Annotated in this window: 13 protein-coding genes and 2 pseudogenes; 5 read left to right on the top strand and 10 right to left on the bottom strand. The window is 59.8% G+C overall.

Annotation, left to right across the window (positions count from 1 at the left end; translation table 11 throughout):
- Positions 1–35: 35 nt before the first annotated feature.
- The 4 genes from AC2ETI_RS28525 to AC2ETI_RS28510 all read right to left on the bottom strand — a co-directional run bounded on the left by AC2ETI_RS28525 (position 36) and on the right by AC2ETI_RS28510 (position 3,744).
- Positions 36–164 (bottom strand): hypothetical protein, encoded by a 129-nt coding sequence (locus tag AC2ETI_RS28525; RefSeq protein WP_483634707.1) that lies wholly within the window; start codon positions 162–164, stop codon positions 36–38.
- A complete protein-coding gene (locus AC2ETI_RS28520; protein WP_144440161.1) occupies positions 161–745 on the bottom strand; it encodes a hypothetical protein in 585 nt (194 codons plus the stop codon). Before AC2ETI_RS28520 ends, AC2ETI_RS28525 begins: the two co-directional genes overlap by 4 nt.
- A 17-nt stretch (positions 746–762) precedes the next feature.
- Complete coding sequence (locus AC2ETI_RS28515; RefSeq protein ID WP_037119999.1) at positions 763–2,757, bottom strand: primary-amine oxidase; 1,995 nt, start codon at positions 2,755–2,757, stop codon at positions 763–765.
- Positions 2,758–2,985: 228 nt separating this feature from the next.
- Positions 2,986–3,744 (bottom strand): SDR family NAD(P)-dependent oxidoreductase, encoded by a 759-nt coding sequence (locus AC2ETI_RS28510; RefSeq protein WP_029256854.1) that lies wholly within the window; start codon positions 3,742–3,744, stop codon positions 2,986–2,988.
- Between the two features lie 465 nt (positions 3,745–4,209).
- Here AC2ETI_RS28510 and AC2ETI_RS28505 point away from each other — a divergent pair, with 465 nt between their 5' ends.
- The 5 genes and pseudogenes from AC2ETI_RS28505 to AC2ETI_RS28485 form a co-directional block, all read left to right on the top strand.
- Complete coding sequence (locus tag AC2ETI_RS28505) at positions 4,210–5,523, top strand: NtaA/DmoA family FMN-dependent monooxygenase (protein WP_029256853.1); 1,314 nt, start codon at positions 4,210–4,212, stop codon at positions 5,521–5,523.
- Between the two features lie 71 nt (positions 5,524–5,594).
- Positions 5,595–6,356, top strand: a complete 762-nt coding sequence (locus AC2ETI_RS28500; RefSeq protein ID WP_144440162.1) for a TetR/AcrR family transcriptional regulator — start codon at positions 5,595–5,597, stop codon at positions 6,354–6,356.
- A 726-nt stretch (positions 6,357–7,082) separates the two neighbouring features.
- Positions 7,083–7,540, top strand: a pseudogene (locus AC2ETI_RS28495) (NADPH-dependent FMN reductase).
- Positions 7,537–8,034 (top strand): flavin reductase family protein, encoded by a 498-nt coding sequence (locus AC2ETI_RS28490; RefSeq protein ID WP_029256851.1) that lies wholly within the window; start codon positions 7,537–7,539, stop codon positions 8,032–8,034. Before AC2ETI_RS28495 ends, AC2ETI_RS28490 begins: the two are co-directional and overlap by 4 nt.
- A pseudogene (locus tag AC2ETI_RS28485) lies at positions 8,000–8,193 on the top strand (3,4-dihydroxy-2-butanone-4-phosphate synthase); the annotation flags it as partial. The gene AC2ETI_RS28490 and the pseudogene AC2ETI_RS28485, both read left to right, overlap by 35 nt.
- A gap of 959 nt (positions 8,194–9,152) precedes the next feature.
- On the opposite strand, the gene AC2ETI_RS28480 reads toward AC2ETI_RS28485, so the two are convergent.
- The 6 genes from AC2ETI_RS28480 to AC2ETI_RS28455 all read right to left on the bottom strand — a co-directional run bounded on the left by AC2ETI_RS28480 (position 9,153) and on the right by AC2ETI_RS28455 (position 16,356).
- The gene (locus AC2ETI_RS28480) at positions 9,153–10,142 is read right to left on the bottom strand and encodes an ABC transporter ATP-binding protein (protein WP_029256850.1); all 990 of its coding nucleotides are present in this window, start codon (positions 10,140–10,142) and stop codon (positions 9,153–9,155) included.
- Positions 10,142–11,239 carry an ABC transporter ATP-binding protein gene (locus AC2ETI_RS28475; RefSeq protein WP_059016408.1) on the bottom strand — a complete coding sequence of 366 codons (1,098 nt, stop codon included), beginning with the start codon at positions 11,237–11,239 and terminating at the stop codon, positions 10,142–10,144. Before AC2ETI_RS28475 ends, AC2ETI_RS28480 begins: the two co-directional genes overlap by 1 nt.
- Complete coding sequence (locus tag AC2ETI_RS28470) at positions 11,236–12,330, bottom strand: ABC transporter permease (RefSeq protein ID WP_007735813.1); 1,095 nt, start codon at positions 12,328–12,330, stop codon at positions 11,236–11,238. Before AC2ETI_RS28470 ends, AC2ETI_RS28475 begins: the two co-directional genes overlap by 4 nt.
- The gene (locus AC2ETI_RS28465) at positions 12,323–13,279 is read right to left on the bottom strand and encodes an ABC transporter permease (protein ID WP_003943571.1); all 957 of its coding nucleotides are present in this window, start codon (positions 13,277–13,279) and stop codon (positions 12,323–12,325) included. Before AC2ETI_RS28465 ends, AC2ETI_RS28470 begins: the two co-directional genes overlap by 8 nt.
- Positions 13,280–13,898: 619 nt before the next feature.
- Complete coding sequence (locus AC2ETI_RS28460) at positions 13,899–14,711, bottom strand: SDR family NAD(P)-dependent oxidoreductase (RefSeq protein WP_030003151.1); 813 nt, start codon at positions 14,709–14,711, stop codon at positions 13,899–13,901.
- Positions 14,712–14,778: 67 nt separating this feature from the next.
- A complete protein-coding gene (locus tag AC2ETI_RS28455) occupies positions 14,779–16,356 on the bottom strand; it encodes an ABC transporter substrate-binding protein (RefSeq protein ID WP_483634708.1) in 1,578 nt (525 codons plus the stop codon).
- Between the last annotated feature and the right edge of the window lie 1,667 nt (positions 16,357–18,023).

Raw genomic sequence — 18,023 nt, 5'->3', positions numbered from 1 at the left:
GTACTCACTCTTGTATCGGTTGATGTAGTCGAGGATCACTTGTTGTTGCGGTCGAGCTCCGCTGCGAAGAAAACCGACGCCGACTTCAGAATCTCGTTGGCATGCTTGAGTTCCCGATTCTCAGCGCGAAGCTTGCGCATCTCCGCCGCCATTTCGCTCGTCACACCAGGCCGCTCGCCGGCATCAGTTTGTGCGCTCCGAATCCAATTGAGCAGCGTCTGCACTGTTCCGATACCGAGTTTGTCGGCGACGGATTCGACCGCGGCTCCTCATGCTCGGTCTGCTTCTCCGAATGACACCATCGGCCGTGAGATGTCGATACCCACAACCCGATCATCCCCAGGGCCAGTTCGGTGACTGTCAGGATCAGCGAAGCCTGCATGGGAACATTGGGGCTGATCGGGCCCACATCACCGCCCGCAACAATGTCCATATGGTGATGACCGGAGTCGTGCGATCCGGGCAGGTGTACCGCGACCATTCCCACGGACATCAGCGACGTCATTGCCCAAGCGCCCGCCGATGCGCGTCGCACCAGATGCACGCCGCAGGCAATACACGCCAATGTCATCGCGGCCCACAATGCCGATTGGACGAAAGGCATCGTGCCCAGCATCGAGCCGTGTATTGCCGCATTGGCGAGCGCGATGGTGAAGGCGCCTAACCGCGCGGCCCGTCCGAAAGACCAACCAACTGTCGGTTCCCGGACCGGCCGCGGCGCAGGACCGTCCCATTTGGTTGACATTGGGCCCGGCCTGTAACTCAGGACTTGTGGCAGTTCGCAGCGCTGTCTCCGCCGCAGTCGTCTTGACCGACCGCCGGCGGCGGTACGTTCAAAGTGGGGTTTTTGTCGAAGAAGTTGTAAGGGCGGAGACTGAATTTTGCGTAGTCCATGGGCATGATGGGCCAATCCTCAACACGGGGAAAGTGCGTCAGTCCGAAGGTGTGCCACAGGACCAAGTCCTTTCCGACCAGGGGAGCGTCGCCCGAAATGAAGTCCGGGATGCCCTGGCCGCCAGGACTGTTCGTCACGAAATCACCTGCGGCATAACGCTCGGCCGGGTCGTACTCGGTCACGAAGAGGTGTTTGGTGGCGAATGCGGCACGGGAGCTGACGGACGACGAGGCGTCGGCCATCAAGGTCGGGCTGTCAGTCGGATGCAAGACATATGAAGTCGGATACCCGAGTCTGTTCGTTGCTTCGGTCGACGCGATCTGCCACACTCGTCCCTTGCTGCCGTCGGATGTACGACCGGAAACTTGCTCCGAAACGATCGGAGTGACGGACTTGGTGAACGCGTTCCCGTGCGGATTGGTCGGAGAAACTGGAAGTCTCACTGCATCGATCTCGTTGACCACATTCGCAGTCCCGTCCACGCTCAGGTCCAGGCGCGCGCCGAAGAGGTGCTGGTGATACGGGGCGCCCAGGCCAGGAGCGACCTCGGATGCGAATGCGTACTTCTCGCCGTTCTCGTCGTCACCCGGATACGCAGAGGTGAAGAGGATGCCCGTTAGTTTCGCTTCGCATTCGATGGTCCCGTCCAGATAGAGGTACCAGAAGAATCCGTAATCGTAGTTGCCGACATTGGTGAAGAACGAGATCACCAGCCGGCGTGCTCGACGGACCTCGTGGGCTCCGGTAAACGGATCGGTATGCTTCCAGAGCGAACCATAATCCTCCTCGTGCATGCAGATGGCATTCGGAATAAGGCGTGGCACTCCAGACTCGTCAGCGAAAACCCCATCAAAGTACTTGATCTCGCCAACGCAGTCGCAGCCGAGCGTAAGCGAGTTCGTAAAGCGCCCATAGATGATCTCACCGGCATCAAAATAGTTCTGCCAGAAACGATTAGGGCCCGGATCGCCGTACGGAACGACCATCTCACTGATCGATCCACGATACATGACGGGGCGCTGGACACCCTTATCTGTGAAGCTCACTTGGTGAAGGACGAGACCTTCGCGCACGTCGAATCCGATACGCAGTTTCCAATTCGCCCATGTGACATGCTCACCGTCCACCGAAAAGCTCGCCCCGTCGGGCTGAGTGATCTTGATCGGCTTGAGTCCTTCCAGCGGCGGACCCTGCACTTCGGGATCGTCGTAGTTTCCGCCCTCGGCTGGCACCGCGAACTCGTGCACGTCGAGGATTTTCAGGATGGCTCCAGTATCGACATCGGCATATGCCGACAGGCCGTCCACAGGGTGCGCCCAGGGGTGATCCTTGGGATGGTCCTGCTTGAAGGCCAGGCATCTCACGATGCGCTTGCCGTCTTCGTCTTCGTATCCGAAGTTTCCGGCCGGAAGCGGGATTACCGTCACATCCGCCGGCGTCAAGTTGCGGGAGCTCAGAGCCTTTGTCCACGCAGCGTTCTCGGCGAGGATCGTCATGATCTTGCCCTGTTCCGAGTCGAGGACCGGCAGTCGGCCTTTCGAGCCGTCGACGGCAGCCGATTTGACCACGCTGCTCGATGACAGTGAGACCACTCGGTCGACGGACAATCCCGTGCTGGGATCCAGCAACCAGACCCGGGCCTGCCTGTCCGGCAGTGGACCGCCACTGGCCTCCCACGCCAGGTAATCGGCCTTCACGGGTTCCTCGAGACCCACGTAGGCGAATCGAGTGCTCTCTGTGAAGTCGGGTGTTCTTTCGACTATTCCACGGATGGCGTCGATCTCAGTTCCGCTGAGTGATGCGAGAGGATGGACGCTGGCCACTGGTCGCATCGACGTGGAAGCCGGTTCGGTGAGGGACATGGAACAAATCTCCTTGGATGTTGGCTCTGAGACTCGATACGCGAGTGGTCCAGACGCGGCAAGCGGACCGATTACTCAGACTGTTCACAGATTGATGAAAGTAGAAGCAGTGCTCGATTCCAGACGGGCTCGAGATATGTTGCAGCCAGGCATATTTCAGATCCTGGGTCGAGCGCTGCCCTGGGCCCCCGCGGCAGGGACGGGGCGACGAGGACAGGGCTCACGCCGTCAGCGCGTTTGGGAACCGCCGTTCAGATCGATTGTCTGTCCGGTGAGGCCGCCGGATTCGTCGGATGCCAGGTAGACGCACGCTGCGCCGATCTCTTCGGGCTCGCCCAGTCGTCCGATCGGAATTGCCGCCAGGATGTGTTCGATGACCTCTGGCGGCATGACGTCAGCGAGGTTCCTCTGCTCGCCCAGGGCGAGGATGTTCGCGGTGACGCCATACTGGCCTGTCTCCGCCGCGAGATGTCGCACGAATCCCTCTATGCCACTTTTTCCGGTCGCGTACATGGAGACGTTGATGTTCTCACCCGCACGCGCCGACCCGGATGAGATCTGTACAACTCGTCCCCATCCTCCCTCGCACATCCCGTCGATGACTGCTTTGGTGCAGTTCAATGAGCCGTAGATGTTCAGGTCGATGGGCAGTCGCCACAGATCCGGCGTCAGTTCACGGAAGGGCAGGTTCCACCGCCCCTCCGCTATGCCGGCATTGTTGACCAAGATGTCGACATGGCCACCGAGTTCGGTCTCGGCGGCGCGAATGTGTTCGATCGTCGCTTCGTAATCGGTTACGTCCCAGGCGGATGCGAGCGCGCGATTGCCCTCCGAGGTGATCTTCGCTGCAACCGACTCTGCCCTGTCCGCGTGCAAGTCGTTCACGATTACCGATGCGCCCTGTCGAGCCAGCACTGTAGCGATGCCCGCGCCCACACTTTGTCCGGCTCCTGTGACCAGCGCTGTATGCCCATGTAGATCGAACACAGGTAACTCCCTTCGAGTAGGCGATTGTGACTACTGAAGGATTCCCCAGCAGCGCGACACGGCCAGTGTCTACACGGGACCTCGGCCGGTGTCACCGAAATCGATAGGTGACGACGTCGTATTGAGCAACACTACGACAGGGCGGATGCCAAACAAGTAATAATTTGTTACGGCCATGTTACGTATATTCGTCCCAGGCGATCGGGGCGCCGGACCCGAGGGCCTTGAATTCCAGTGGCCTGAACCAGATAAATACACGTTTAAACAGGTGGTATGTCGATCGATCGTTCACTGTCGAGGGTAGTCTGCAACGGGAGGTTGATGCGTGTGACCGAAAAACTCTCGACGAAGTTAACGATAACGCGACACAAATGTCACAAAAAATTGCTAGCGTGATTTTATCGCTTCACGCCGCATCGTGAGCGATTCCTCAGCCTTCCTCAGCCTCTTGTAGGGACAACTTGTATGACGAATACCAAATTTCACCTGGGCTACTTCACCAAGTTCGGCAAGCCCGCGTGGGCTCTCGACACCGAGAAGTCGATTGGGGCGAATTGGCCCGATGGGTCCTACCACGTCGATCTTGCCAAGAAGTTGGAAGCCGCAAAGTTCGACTTCGTCCTCTTCGAGGACACGACCGTTGTCGCTGACAAGTTCGGTGACACGATGGAACTGGATCTCAAGCATGCGGTTCTCGCGCCGAAGCATGATCCACTCCCGTTGCTGCCCTTGATGGCTCACGAGACATCGAATATCGGTCTCATTTCGACTGCCTCCACGACGTTTTACGAACCGTTTGTGCTTGCACGCTTGTTCTCCACGCTCGACTCCCTCACGGGTGGTCGTGTCGGCTGGAACATCGTCACCTCGAGTGAGACCAACGCAGCCAAGAACATCGGTCTCGATGCACTGCCGCCCCACGCGGAGCGTTACGCGATCGCTGACGAGTATGTCGAACTTGCCGTCAAGTTGTGGGAATCTTGGGAAGAGGGAGCCCTCGTTGCGGACGAAGAGACCGGCGTTTACGTCGACTTCACCAAGGTCCACACAGTCGATCACGTCGGCAAGTACTTCAAGTCGCGGGGCCCCCTCAACACATTGAGGTCTCCTCAAGTCGCACCGTTCCTCAGTCAGGCAGGAGCGTCAGATCGTGGACGTAGTTTCGCGGCCAAGAATGCGGAGATGGTCATCGGTCTTACGGCCGGCGGACTCGAAGGAATGAGGGAGCTGCGCAAGGATATTCGTGGGCGCGCCGAGTCGTTCGGCCGCAACCCCGACGACATCAAGATCATCTACCTTGCCAACGGGCTTCACTTTGCCGGAACTGCACCCGTACTCGATGAGGCTACGCAGCAACGTATGGACCAAGCGTCGTTCGAGTACGCGATCACCATGGGTGCGTCGACGATGGATGTCGACTTCTCGCAGTACGACCTCGATGGCCCTATGGATCAGAACATGACTGCCGGTGGTCACACCTCAGCGCTGGATTTCGTGAAGCAAGCCGGCGCCCAGGGAGCGACGCTCCGCCAGGTCTTCTCCAGCGGCATGAGAGCCGAGGGCGGCTTGGATCTCACCGGAACCCCTGAGGAAATCGCGGAAAAGATGGCGGATGCCATCAACGAGGTTGGAGGCGACGGCTTCCTCCTTGAGGGGGGTGATCTGGCCAGCAGCATCGACGTCATCACTGACGAGCTCGTTCCCGCTCTGCAGCGTCTGGGAGCCGTGCGCTCCGAGTATCAGGGTCGAACCCTCAGGGACAACATGCTCGAGTTCTGAGCGGATTCGTCTGTGCCACTCATATCGGGCAGGGGTGGCGTCAGACCGGCTGACGCGCACGCTCTTGCAGGGTGAGGAACCTTTGGCGCCGCCGGACCGCAGCCTCTTTCGCATACGCGGTCCCGATTGCCGCTTCGCGAGCGCAGCTATACTGCTATGGCGCTGTCGCAGAGTATGGCGGCGTATTTTGTGTGGGTTGGGAAGGCGGTCCGGCAGTGATGCCGAAGAGTGTGTTCGTGCCGAAGGTTGAGGTACGTGGTCCGGATCGTCGCCGCAAACTGATCGAGGCCACGGTGCGGCTGCTGATTCGCGACGGTATCGCGGGCATCAGTCATCGCGCAGTCTCCGACGAAGCGGGCCTGCCGATTTCGGCCACGACATACTACTTCTCGACCCTGGACGCACTCCTGTCGGCGACATTCCGTGCGTTGTTCGAAGCGTTCATTCTGGATCCTGCGACCCGACCTCATGTGGCGAAGGGTTCCTTGGATGACGAGATCGAAAACGTCGTGAACGGCTTCTTCGGTACGGTCCCGGAGCGGGCCGAGTCCTACCGAGTTCTGTTCGAACTGCAGTTGGTCGCCAGTCGTCGGTCGGATTGGCGTGGCCATTCGTCGATCTACTGGGAGGGCCTGCTACAGGGCGTCGAAGCGCAACTGGGGGTTTCCTCGAACACCGCACGTGCGGTAATTGCGCTGTTCGACGGATACATCGTGGCTTTTCTCAGTACCGGGTTCATTCCCACGCGTGAGCAGTTTCGCTCCCTCGTGACCATTATCGTTAGCAACGATAGTGGTGCGAAGACTGAAAATTACGAGAGTCGCCCTCGGTAAGATCCGCGGTAGTTTGAGATCGACATGATCCGCTGCGCGACCTTGGCCAGGCGTAGCGCGGCGCCGTCCCTCGGTCTGCACGTCTTCTACTGCTTCACTGCGGGTAGCCGGAAGTTGTCGGCGTGTCCGCGTGGAATGACAGCAGGTCGGGACGGTTGCGATTTCGTCGCGGCCGGATACTGCACTCCTCTCATTCGTATCCTGTCGAGGAGGGGTGGTAGCTGGACCCGCCTCGGATGCACGTCTGGTGGCGTAACGAAATTTCGAGCAATTGAGCTGGTGTGAGGCGTACGAAGTCCACTACGAGCTGAAGCCCCTGCTGTCCTAGGGATAGTCATTCTTGTACAACGGTTTTCGGTATTCGCTCCGGTCTGCCATGGAGATCGCCGCCGATCGGAGTGATCGCCGAATTTCACCCTCATGCACTATCCAGGACCGAACACCCGAATGAGACCTTTCGAGGACTGCATGGGCGGCGACATCAAGGAACTCGGTCCAGACTTGATGGCGGAGCCGTCGAGGTTTCCGCTTCGGGCAGTTCGACGATGTGGCCGACAGATGACGCATCGGCGCAGGCGCCGAGTGTAGCGAGGTAGGACGGCACATTCGTGAACCCGTTCACAGGAGAACCAACCGGGCCTCCGGGCCCAACCTTTCAACTTCGAAGGGAACCAAATTATGAAATTGACTGTCGTGGCATGAAACCCGAAGCCCGGCTCGCGGACATTGGATGCGGCCTCGACTCTTTCTCGAGCACTGACTGGTTCGGAGCCCGATGCGGTAGTGGACGTGATCGCGTTGGGATCCGGGCTGTTGGAGTGGGGAGACAATGCGGTGAAGGGTGCGGTGGAGTCGGTGTCGTCGTCAGATCTGGTGGTGGTGGCATCGCCGACATTCAAGGCCACGTACACGGGGTGCTGAAGGTGTTCCTGGACCAGTTCGCCGGCGGTGAAGGATTGCGGGATGTGGTGGTGCCGGTGATGTTGGGGGCGGGTCCAGGCCATACGATGGCCCCGGATGTTTTTTTGAAGCCGGTGTTGGTGGAACTGGGTGCAACGGTGCCGGCCCCTGGTTTGTATCTCATCGATTCGACATATTCGACGGATTCGCTCATCGCTGACTATGTGGAGCGGTGGGGCAAGATCCTGCTGGCCGCTACGACCACCGGGACGGAAGCACGATGACTCTCACCCAGACGGGTCTCGATTCGGCCACGCTGCGTCATGCGTTTGGGCAGTTCCCCAGTGGGGTCGTGGCGATCTGTGCTGCGTTCGACGGCGAGCCGATGGGGCTCGCGGCGAGTAGCTTCGTCGGTGTGTCGCTGGATCCGCCCCTGGTCGCGTTCTGTGTGCAGGACACCTCGACAACGTGGCCGAAGTTGCGCACTGGGGAGCGACTTGGCGTCAGTGTGCTTGGGGAGGTGCACGAGGGCGCGGTGCGGACCCTGGCGGCGAAGACCGGCAACAGGTTCGACGGGTTGGCGACCACGACTACGGATGAGGGTGCCATGTTCGTGGACGGGGCGTGCGCGTGGCTGGATACAACGGTGACCCAGGAGGTACCTGCAGGGGATCACGTCATCGTGCTGATGCGGGTGAACTGGCTAGAGATGCGGGATGCCATGCCGATCGTGTTTCACCGCAGTGGGTTCAGTCGACTTCAGCTGTGCGCGGAATGAGTGCCGTCGAGGCGGCCTCGCAGCCTTGCGTGCCAGTTGTCCAGCGCTGGTGGCGGACGACCGCGTCGGGAGAACGAAGGCGATGTAATCCTCGCTGCCGGTGACGTATCGCAGGAGTGGGACGCCTGGATGGTGCGGTACACCTCGGGACTGCTCTGTGTTACGACCGTGAACTCACCGAAGATGCAACTATTGTCTTCGCGAAAATGACTGTGCTGGATAGTATTGCAGCTCTGATCGGGAGTGCCGGTGATGGCTACGACAGGCGCGATTGCTTCTGAATCATCCAAGTGGAACTTGCCCTCCGATGTAGTAGGACGACATTGCGGCCGCAATCAAAATGCACACGGGGGTACAGGCAATCATGTACCCGGTTCCGAAGCGGCGTGAGCGAGAACGTCCCATGCCCATTGGTGAGGGAAGCAGACATACAACCCACCCGCCCCACCAGCTGATCCAGAAAGATGCCGCCGTCTGGTGCAGGTCTGTCCAAAGCGTGAGTGGCGGTATCGGTTCCGGTGTAGGTACACCGAAGATGTTCTGGCCGAGAGAAGTTAGCGGAAGGTAGAGGAACACGCTGACCATAAATCCGGTGAAACTCCTATGTCAACACTCTGTTGGGGACGATCTGGACTGGAATTGGTCATATTTAGGTTATTTCGGCCCACGACTGCGCTGAGCCCAAGCCGTGTATCGGGGGGTTCTTTGTGAGCCGGGGGCGTAGTTTTGGCGCGCGCACTCGAAGTTGATGTTTCCGTACTCGACGTGCGGTTTCGCGAAGTCGTTCATGTGGCGCACCTGTGTCTCGGGATGAAATCTCTGTGATGGTTGACAGCGCTTCCTGGTTGATCGGTCGATGCGGTTGTCAGAGGGCTGGCATGTTGGCGCACGGTTGGACGTGATCCCTGGTTCCCTGTTGTGGTCCATCGAAAGGGGCATCGCAGATCCTCGTCCGCACCGACATGACAGCTCCATGGTGCCGACGGACGGCGCGCCAACGGTGGATCGTCGTCTTCGCACCCCACCCTGAAACATCTGAGCAGACTTGGTCATAGGCACCGTTTCTTGAGAGGCTGCCCCGCGGGGTGAGTGTTGCGTGACGATGGGTCTAGTTCATCTCATACGTGGTGGCACGCCACCTGGTGTCCGCCCTCGACGAGACGAAGTTCGGGAACTTCCTCGGCGCAGAGATCGGTGGCCAGCGGGCACCGCGTGCGGAAGCGGCAGCCACTGGGCGGATTGAGCGGCGAGGGCAGTTCGATGACCTTCTGCTCGACGTTCTGCGCCGCGGTGACGGTGGCGTCGGGATCGGGAATCGACGACAGCAGTAGCTGCGTGTACGGGTGCAGCGCGCGGTTCTGCATGTCTTCTGCGGGAACGATTTCGCAGACGCGGCCCAAGTACATGATCATCACGCGGTCGCTGATGTTCTTCACGACGGCCATGTTGTGCGCGATGAACAGCAAAGACAGCCCGTGACGCTTCTTCGCGTCCTCGAGCAGGTTCAGAATCTGCGCCTGCACGGAGACGTCGAGGCTCGAGACCGGCTCGTCACAGATCAGGACCTTGGGGTCGAGCATCAATGCGCGGGCGATGCACACGCGCTGGCACTGACCACCCGAGAGTTCGCGCGGGGTTCGGTCCCACACCATGTCCGGGTCCAGCCCGACCTCGGCAAGAACCTCGCGCGCCCGAGCTTCGATGGCGGCCTTGTCTTTTCCGCCCCAGATCGACGGACCCTCGGTGATGAGAGCTTTGACCTTGCGTCGCGGGTTCAGGGAGGAGATCGGGTCCTGGAAGATCATCTGCAACTGAGTGCGGCTGCGACGCAATTCCTCCGCGCCCAGTGCCGTCATTTCCGTCTCACCCAGGCGAATGGAGCCCGACGTCGGTGAGGGCAGCTGCATGATCGCCCGGCCCGCCGTGGACTTGCCACAGCCGGATTCACCGACCACGCCCAAGGTTTCGCCCGGAGCGACGGTGAAGCTGATTCCGGACACGGCGTGAACGGTCTGGCCCTTGCCGACGTTGAATTCGACGACCAGGTCCTCGACCGTCAGGGCCGCGTCCACCGTCTCTGGCTTTCTGGTATCGGTTGCTGCAGTCATCAGACCATCTCCTTCACCGCGAGCGTCAGGCCCGCTGCGGTAGTGCCGGCCTTCTCGTTGGCGACCAATGCCGTTGTGCCTTCCGGGGTGTCGACCGGGTAGTGGCACGCGAACGTGTGGCTTTCGGTTGTGTTGTCTCCCGGACCGCCGGGTGCCAGGGCCGGGTCGCCGGTCAGGCAGTCGTCCTGGGCGTACCGGCAGCGGGCGGCGAAGCGGCAGCCGGTGATCGGCTTCGTCATGTCCGGGAGACCGCCCGGAATTGTCTGCAGCACTGTGTGCGTCGGTGATTCGAGTCGCGGAATCGCGGCCATCAGCGCTTCGGTGTACGGGTGGCGAGGACGAGTGAACAACTCTTCGGTTGCCGACGTTTCCACGACGGAACCGGCGTACATGACCGCAACACGGTCCGATCGACCCGAGACCACACCGAGGTCGTGGCTGATCAGGATGACGGCCATGTTGAGCTTGTCGTTGAGTGAGGCGAGCAGATCGAGAATCTGCTTCTGCACCGTCACGTCGAGGGCGGTGGTCGGCTCGTCGGCGATCAGCAGTTTCGGCTCGCAGGCCAGGGCCATCGCGATGACCACACGCTGACGCATACCGCCCGAAAGTTCGTGGGGGTACTGATCGAGCCGACGCTTCGGCTCGGGGATACCCACCATCGACAGGAGTTCCGCAGCGCGATCGCGGGCCGCGTCCTTCTTCAGACCCAGGTGGAACTTCAAGGATTCGGTGATGTGGGTACCGATGCGCTTGAACGGATTGAGCGAGGTCATCGGATCCTGGAAGACCATGGCGATCTCGGGTCCCCAGAAGTGCTTCATCTCCGACTTCTTCATCGTCGACATGTCGCGGCCGGCAAACGTCACCGTTCCGGTGATGTCGAGAGCCGGACCCTTCTGGAGCAATCCCATGATGGTGCGTCCGAGAACCGACTTGCCGGAACCGGATTCACCGACGATGCCGAGAGTCTCGCCGGCGGAGACGTGGATCGAGACGCCGTCGACTGCTCGCAACTGGCCACGGGGAGTGGCGAATACGGTTCTGATGTTGTCCGCCTGCAGCAGCGGAACGCCGTGCTGAGCTGAAGTGGTCACAGCTTACTCCGATACTTCTCGCCGATGAGGTTGAAGGAGAACACCGTCAGGAAGAGGAAGACGCCTGGTACCAGGACGATGAACGGATGCTTCTCCACGATCCCGCCCTGACCTTCCGCAATCATGTTGCCCCACGTCGGATCAGGTTGTGCGATACCGAGTCCGAGGAAGCTGAGTGACGCTTCCGCGACGATCAGGCCGGAGACGGCCACCAGGCCGAGCGCGGCGACGGGGACGAGGACGTTGGGAACCAGCTCGCGCCAGATGACGCGCCATTTGGTGGCGCCCATCGCCCTCGCGGCAAGCACGAACTCCCGTTGGGCGACGACGATGGTGTTGGCCCTGGCGATTCGAACCATGCTGGGAATGCAGAGAATCGAAAGTGCAAGGGTGATGTTGCGCAGGTTCGACGTGAGCACCGCCGCCAGTGCGATCAACAGCACCAGGGAAGGAATGGCCAGCAGGGAGTTGGTCAGGATTCCGACGACTGCGTCGACCTTGCCGCGGAAGTAACCGGCCATGACGCCGATGGTGCCCCCGATGATCATGCCGATCAGTACGGCGCAGATTGCCACGGTCAAGGATGCCCTGGCACCGAACAAAGCGCGGGCAAGCAGGTCGAGACCGAAGTTGTTGGTACCCAACGGGTGATCTGACAGCAGGCTCGGCGAGGCGAAGCCCGGCTCGGCCAAGGTCTTGACCGTGTCCTTGTACTCACCGAGCGGCAGCAGCGGTGCGAAGATCGCGGCCAGGATCAGTGCGACCAGCCAGATGCACGCCAGCCAGTACGAGAGATCGAACTGACTGCCCCACTTGGACGTACCGAGTTTGCCGAGACCTTTGAAGAGGAAAACCAGGGCAACGAGCGCGAGCACGATGCGGACGGTCATCATGATGGCCGAACCGAAGAGTGCGGTGCCGAGCAGCGCAACGCCGACCACCGTGAGAATCGATCCGATCAGGACCAGATTCTTGGGCTGTTCCAACGTCTCGACGGGACCGGGAGCCAGCAGGACTGTCTGCTGCCGGTATGTCATCACCTCGGACGGGGCCGGCGACGGGGCCGCTCCGTCTGGCGTCACTTCAGACATGGACACGACGACTCCTCGGGTCAAGATAGGTGTACAGAACATCGATCGCACTGTTGACGAGGACGTAGATGACCGCGATCACGACCACCGCGCCCAGCAGCATCGGTGAATCACCCTGCTGCGCTGCGCGGACGATGAGCGTGCCCATTCCGGGCAACGAGAACAGCGTCTCGACGATCACGGTGCTGCCGATCATGCCGCCGAGAGCCAGACCCATCATCGTGATGAGCGAGAACGACGACGGGCGAAGCGCGTCACTGAAAAGCACTCGCAGCGTGGGCATTCCCTTGGCCTTCGACGCGAGGATGTAATCCTCACGGAGCGTCGTCACCAGGTCGGAGCGGAGAACGCGAGTGAACATCGCCATCTCGAGGAGGCTGATGGTGATCGCGGGAAGTATTGCGTGTGAGAGGTTTCCGGACAGGCTGTCTCCGATGCGCACCCACTGTGATCGCGGGAACCAGCCGAGCCAGTTGACGGTGACCATGATCAGCAACAGACCGGCGAGGAAGCTCGGGACGGACAGAACACCGAACGTCGCGGCGCTGATGACGCGGTCGATGACGCCACCCTCGTGGTGCGCCGACCAGAGTGCGAGCGGAACTGCGACGACGAGGGCGATGACCAGACCCATCACTGCCAACTGAACGCTGACGGGGAGAGCGGAACTGATCGCGGTGAGGACGTCCTGCTGCGGGGGAACGAGCGAGTTGCCGAGGTCGCCCTGGAGAGCGCTGGTCAGCCAGTCCCAATAGCGAACCAGGAGTGGATCGTTGAGCCCGAGCTGCTGCCGAACCTCCTCGTACTCGGCAGGCGTTCGGCCTTCACCGAGAACGGAGACAGCGGGATCGCCGGGGATCAGTGATGCCAGCACGAAGGTTCCGAAGCTGACGATCAGGATCACAATGACGAGCTGGCCCAATTTCTTACCTATTGCGCCGATGTTCATCGATTTCGTCTCCTTCGGACAGCGAGCTCGCAATACACAGCAGTTCCTCTGATTTCAGGTCTTCGTTCGACTCGGTTAACGTGTCTAGTTTCGAGGGAATAATTGCGGAACTGGACACGCATTGATGTATTTACCTGATCTGTCCCGATTCTTCTTTGCGGCAAGGGGTTACTGTCCGCGGCTTCGTCACACCAGGATCATGGTGGCGGCAGTTGGCGCCACCCGTGCACGACTTTCTGCCAAGTGACGGAAGTCATCAACGCACTTGTCGAAACATTGGGAGCTGTCTCCTTCCGCGGAGTCTGGATTTCCCCGATGACCCGCCGGAACGCAGTCTCGTCCCCGAAAGCCTGCGACAGCACCAGAAATGCACCCGTCAAGTTCGACCATCCGAGTCCGAAACGCGGGGTCTATGCCGCAATGTTGCGATTAACTTGCTCCAATGTCTGTGCGAAGGAAGTGTTTCTCGGCAAGGATCCATCTGCCGAGATATTGCTTGGGGGATCGGGAAGATCCCGAGCTCACAGATTGGCCTGAAACCGGCATGCACCGGAACGAACGAATCCTCCGATGTCGACGGTGTCGCCAGCCGTCGCCACCGTCTCTGACACATAATCCGTCAGACCTTTGTCAGCATCCCTCCGTCGCACACAAAAGAGGCTGCCGTGATGTACTGCGCCGCATCTGATGCGAGAAACGCAGTCAGTTCGCCAGCGTCATCAGGGGTCCCTATGCGACCGAGAGGCACCCTCGACTTCAGATTTTCTTGCAGTTCTTCCACGTCGAGCGCCTGTCCGAGTTGGACGCGACGTGCGAACGACGCCCGAAGCAGTGGCGTATCGATCATTCCGACATGGATCGAGTTCACCCGAACTTTGTGCGGACCCAACTCGCGAGCGGCGCACATCGTTAGCATGCGCGCGGCTGCTTTGGAAACGCTGTAGGGAAGATTACTCGGGTCACCGGTGTAAGCACCGATCGACGAATTGTTGATCACAGTGGTGCCGCCAGCCCAATAGGTAGACCGCTTTACAAGAATATTTCGAAACGTCTTGAGCCCCAGAAACTGACTCTCGAAGTTTACCGCCATGCAGCGTTGGAGGTGCTCAAGCTCGACGGTCTCCAAGGTACCTGCGAAGCTTGAGCCAGCGTTATTGACCAAGATGTCGAGGCCCTCAAAACGTGCGACGATTTCTTCCCGCACGCGCACCCAGTCCTGCTCGGACGACACATCGTGGTGAAGGTAGTGGGTGCGACCTTGTCCGTGTTCACGGTCCAAGATTTCGAGGGAGCGGAGGGCAGCGTCATCGTCGACGTCAGAGAAAATCACATCAGCACCTGCCCGCAACAATGCACCTACGATCCCCTGCCCGATGCCCTCGGGATGCGCTGCGCCAGTTACTAGGGCTTTGCGTCCCGTCAAGTCTGCCACGTTGTCATCCTTCGCTTGGTGAACCAATCTGGATCGGCTCCTACGGAAAATTGCGTGTCGACATTTGTCACTGCGAGGAATCGTTTGATAGCCAAGTCTTTCCGAACAACATGATGCCGTCCGCACTTGGCGTGACTCCATGGACGTTCTTGCTCCAGGGGATGAAGAGTTTAGCTGCGCTGAGGGGAACCGATGGCACGGTTTCGTTGACTAGTGTCTGGATCTTCTCAAGCACCATTCGGCGCTCGCTCTCGGATGGAGCGGTCTGCAGCTTGCCGAGCAAAGTGTCCATCTCGGGGTTCTGGTATCCGAGTACGTTAGACGGAGATTCGCTGTAGAAGTTGCCGTACATTCGCACGTACGGCGATTCGTCGAGGATGTTGAACCCGCTGTTGCCGATGTCGTAGTCATGCTGGGCATACATGCGTTTGACCAGATCGTTGATGCTTGTGGCGTAGACGATGTCGACGGTGAAACCTACTGCCTGCAGCATCGATTGGACGGCCAATGCGCTCTGTTGGGTGCCTGGGTCGTTGAGGCCGACGTACGTGAGCTTGCCGTCATATCCGTCTGCCTTGGCCTCGGCGAGTAGCTTCTTCGCCGCCTCGGGGTCGTAACCGGGGCCTGCGATTTCGCCGTGCCATCGCGACCACGACTGGAACATTTCGGTGCCCGGGCTTCCGAAGCCGGCTTGGGCCCGCTGAAGGAAAATTTCTGGGTTGGAGGCCGCAGCAATAGCTTTTCGGACTCGTACATCAGACGTCGCCCGTCCTGGCCGCTGATTGATAGCTAAGTTGTCACCCATGCTCGCGGAGTAGACGTAACCAACGTCCCCAGCGGCAAGGGCGTTGTGCACCACTTCGGCGCCACGTAGGTACGCGGCCTGAATGCCGCCGGTGTGCAGTGCGTCGAGCTTCGCCTGCTCGCTGACTATGGCGGGGAAGCGCAGCTTGTCCAGATTTGGTTTGCCGTTCCAATACTGCGGGTTCGCTGCCAGTACTAATTCGTCTTGGGATGCGAACTTCTCAACTGTGAAGGGACCGGCACCGATCGGGGCGAACGTCCCGGATGCCATCGACGACGGCGCCACGACCATGCCAGGGCCCGTGGTGAACATGATGGGGAACTCGTTCCAGGGTTGCCTAAGGGTGAAAATTACCGTGGCCGGGTCCGAGGACTGTATGTCCGCGACCGTTCCCTTCCACACCTGCGAGTGTGTGGCTTTCTTGTCGAGGTAGTGGTTGATACTCCACTGCACCGCCGCTGCATCCACCGCGGTGCCGTCGCTGAAGGTCGCGTTCGGACGCAGCTTCAAAGTCCATATGGTGTTGTCGCTGTTCGCCTCCAACGACTGCGCCAGTTGCGGCTGGTACTCCTGGGTCTGTGCGTCGTACCGGATGAGGAGATCGTAGATGGATGCCATTTCACTGCCACCGGTGGCGCCGCCGTCCTGACGGTCTGCCGGATCCAGACTGCTCACACCATTGAATGTTGCGAACGACAGCGTGCCACCCGCGATAGGTTCGCCACCGTCGGACTGCTCACCGACCAGTCCGGTTGATATTCCCGTACTGTCGGTTCCGGAACTGGTACCAGAGCCAGCGCAACTGGTCAGGGCCACTACTGCGGCGGCTGAAAGCAGCAGTGCCCCAGTGGAAGTAAAGACGGTGTGTTTCAATGCGATTTCCTTTCGGGGAATCTGCGAGGCGTTGCGGCAAGCGGCGTAGTGACTTCCTGCGACTTCTCGTAAGTGGGGTTCCTGGGCTGTGCAGGGTATGTCGGGCTTGGGATCGCTGATATTCATAACCGCGGCCATGTCGCGTACGATGCTCAATCATGTTCTGCAGGAACGGATTTCAGATCAACATCTGCGTCGGCACATCGGGGCTTGAGACCAGGATCGTCGCGCATGAGGATCGTCGTGTGACGATGAACGCTCGCTGGTATTGACGCTGAGTGTTCGCCGGTGAGGCGCTCTCGGGCGATGTCGGGTCCAGTCCGACCAGTAGCAACAATTCACGCCGGAGCGAGACAATGGTTTTGATGCGGCCCCACGTGCGAGGTTCGGCGATAATAAGAACTTTGACCTGGCGGCACGGGTTCGGCGACGAGATCGGGTTTGCATGGTTGTCTGCCTCTGCGCGCGGGTCTCGCGCAGCGTGTGTGTGGTCATCGTAGCGAGCTCGATGCCGTCAATCTTGACGTTGTCCGATTTAGGTGCCGAAAGTTGCAGGTTGGAGCGGTCGGAGCTGGCAGTCTCCCCAACCGGATTCGCCGACGTTCCCGAGGGTGTTGCTGCGAAGAAGGTCGAAATTGATGTGTTCGGCATTATATGCAACATGGGGCCCGCGTTAGTCGGGAACTTCACGACGAGGTTCGCGAACGCAGGCCTCTCGTCTTTAGGTGGGTGCGCAATGCCAGTTCCGGCCATTAGATAGTCTCACTTCCGGCTCATTCGGGCCCGATCCAGGCAGTGGCAGCTGCTCGAAAGTGCCGCATCAGAACTCGAATTACTATGCACTGCTGGATGATCGCAGTATCACCATACAGAACTCAATATGAGATGCAACACTTGATCCGGAATTGGATCCAAAAATGCATCGGAATATTGACATCCGTCTTGATCGCAGTTCAAAGACGAATGACCGAACACAGGTGTCATGAAGTCCTTCATCCTGCATGCCTTGAAGCACTAACCGAACTTGGACTTTCATGGTCGTCGCGGGTAAGTCAGTGGTGTTGGCAGGTGAACGGGACCAAGGTGAGGGGAGTCGCGTTGCCACCTCCCTGGTGCTGCGCAAAGCGTCGCGCAGCTCGGTTTGGGCCGGCTGGTCGCTTCCTTGTGAAGGCGAAGGTGATGTGACAGTTGCCAACAGTGCCGGGGGCTCAAAGCGTATGGGTCGAGAGCCGACGCCTCAAGGCGATGTGCAAACCCTCAAAATGGTTGTACTAACGCCGACTCAGCCCAAAGGTTGGCGGGGTCATTTCAATCGCCCTGCGCGAGAAGGCTCCGTGTTGTGGAACTAGTTGGCAGAGGTAGGCAATGAGACTACCCGCTTACCTCAGAACACACGCCACGCACGCGTCCATCATTGCCGTGGAGTTGCCTCTTCCGCGCCACAACCCGAAGCAGGATTCGAGTGCCTCGGCGACCAGATCATGTGCCCAATCCGGTTCGGAGATGATCCCACTCTCGTAGAGCTTGCATGGCAGTCCGTGTCGATTAGCGGGACCGCGATTTCCTCAAAATCGCTTCGGCGTCGATACGGAGACCACGAACCTCAGGAACGTTGAGCAAGACCACACTCACGC

The sequence above is a fragment of the Rhodococcus sp. MurmanLake-1 genome, assembly GCF_056945715.1.
Note: the sequence above shows the minus strand (reverse complement) of the source record. Positions and strands in the feature narration are given on the sequence as shown.

Coding starts and splice junctions, on each gene's coding strand:
- AC2ETI_RS28520 (WP_144440161.1), bottom strand. CDS start 745: ATGTCAACCAAATGGGACGGTCCTGCGCCGCGGCCGGTCCGGGAACCG.
- AC2ETI_RS28515 (WP_037119999.1), bottom strand. CDS start 2,757: ATGTCCCTCACCGAACCGGCTTCCACGTCGATGCGACCAGTGGCCAGC.
- AC2ETI_RS28505 (WP_029256853.1), top strand. CDS start 4,210: ATGACGAATACCAAATTTCACCTGGGCTACTTCACCAAGTTCGGCAAG.
- AC2ETI_RS28490 (WP_029256851.1), top strand. CDS start 7,537: ATGACTCTCACCCAGACGGGTCTCGATTCGGCCACGCTGCGTCATGCG.
- AC2ETI_RS28480 (WP_029256850.1), bottom strand. CDS start 10,142: ATGACTGCAGCAACCGATACCAGAAAGCCAGAGACGGTGGACGCGGCC.
- AC2ETI_RS28470 (WP_007735813.1), bottom strand. CDS start 12,330: ATGTCTGAAGTGACGCCAGACGGAGCGGCCCCGTCGCCGGCCCCGTCC.
- AC2ETI_RS28465 (WP_003943571.1), bottom strand. CDS start 13,279: ATGAACATCGGCGCAATAGGTAAGAAATTGGGCCAGCTCGTCATTGTG.